This window comes from Candidatus Marivariicella sp., from assembly GCF_983056325.1.
Map to the genome: position 1 here is coordinate 1 of NZ_CEZOWA010000004.1, position 1,466 is coordinate 1,466.

General features: G+C 31.8%; 2 protein-coding genes and 1 pseudogene. All 3 read right to left on the reverse strand.

What is annotated here, in order from left to right; genetic code table 11:
- Nucleotides 1-361, reverse strand: a pseudogene (locus AC3ATN_RS01850) (energy transducer TonB); the annotation flags it as partial.
- Nucleotides 362-455: 94 nt separating this feature from the next.
- Nucleotides 456-839 carry a glycine cleavage system protein GcvH gene (gene gcvH, locus AC3ATN_RS01855; protein WP_487531515.1) on the reverse strand — a complete coding sequence of 128 codons (384 nt, stop codon included), beginning with the start codon at nucleotides 837-839 and terminating at the stop codon, nucleotides 456-458.
- A gap of 51 nt (nucleotides 840-890) precedes the next feature.
- The coding region (locus AC3ATN_RS01860; protein WP_487531516.1) for a hypothetical protein at nucleotides 891-1,466 on the reverse strand (576 nt) is incomplete at its 5' end.

The window sequence follows — 1,466 nt, forward strand, 5'->3', positions numbered from 1 at the left end:
CATCTACATCATCGTATTCTTCCTCAATTTCTACTTCTTCTATCTCAACTATCTCTTCTTGATCGGTTTCTGTAGATTCTATTACCGTTTCTTCGACCTCTTCTTCATCTTCTACTACTTCAATAACCTCTGGGGCAGGCGGAGGTGGTGGAGGCGGTGGTGGTGTTTTAAGTTGCTCTGTAATTGGAACGTCTTCATCGTCATCATCATCAACATTTAAAGCCTCATAACCGTATACAGTAGCATACGTTTTCCACTCAATAGCACGCCAAGTAATAAATAAAATAACTGTTAACCCTATTACGAAGTATAGGGAGCTATTTTTAGAATGGTCGGCATCTTTATTTTTTTTTGGTTGCATACTTTGGCGTTTAAATTGCTAATCTAAAAAAAAAATGTAAAAAAAACCCCATTAAGGTTATCAATGTTAAAACAAAATAACTTTAATAAATAGTTTAGTCTCCATTTAATAAATTCTCATATCCTTTATCATCAAGTAAAGATTTGACTTCTTCTTTATTTGTGAGCTTAATTTTTATCATCCACCCTTTCCCGTAAGGATCATCATTTACTATTTCAGGAGCTGCTTCTAATTCTTCGTTAAAAGATTCTATTGTTCCCGAAAGTGGCATGAAAAGATCTGAAACAGTTTTTACTGCTTCAACAGTTCCAAAAACGGCTTCACTGTCTAAACTTTCACCCTTTGTGTCAACTTCTACGTAGACAATATCTCCAAGCTCACTTTGTGCAAAATCAGTAATACCAATTGTTGCATGGTCACCCTCTAATAAAACCCACTCGTGATCTTTTGTGTATTTTAAATTTTCTGGAATATTCATTTCTTAATATTAAAAAACAAATGTAATATTTTACTCCTATTTATTTAAATTTTAATTTCCAAAATTGTACCTAATAGTTATACCAGATCTAATTGTAGTTTGAGGAAATGCCGTAGAAATTGCAAACTCAGAAAAATTGTGGTCATAAAAAAGAAGAGCGGTGAAGTTTTGAGAGATAGAATAATCAGAACTAAATTTAATTGAAAGTTGAGTTTGTCCTGCTGTAATTTGATTATTGTCGTATTCAAGGTTCCTGAGAACAGTTTGATTTTTTCTGTATGAAATATCAGCCTTAATGTTTAAATCTCCCTTCAATGTAGAGCGTCTACCTCCTATTCTTGTATTCATTCTCAGGTTTTTAAATCTATAACCAAATCCAATTATGTACTCATTTCCAAATGATTCAGTAAGAAGATTATTATCCAAACTTAAAGATAAAGCTCTATCTTTTTTTAATTCTGCGACCAATTTAAATGAATTTTTCAATTCCATATCTAATCTTATCAATGGATTAAACTGCTCAACCAAATTTATATTTGAATATATTTTACTGTTAGTGAAGTTTCCTGCCCCATCAATTTCGCCAATAGCATTTTGATCAAAATCTAAATTCGCTTGAAAATTATT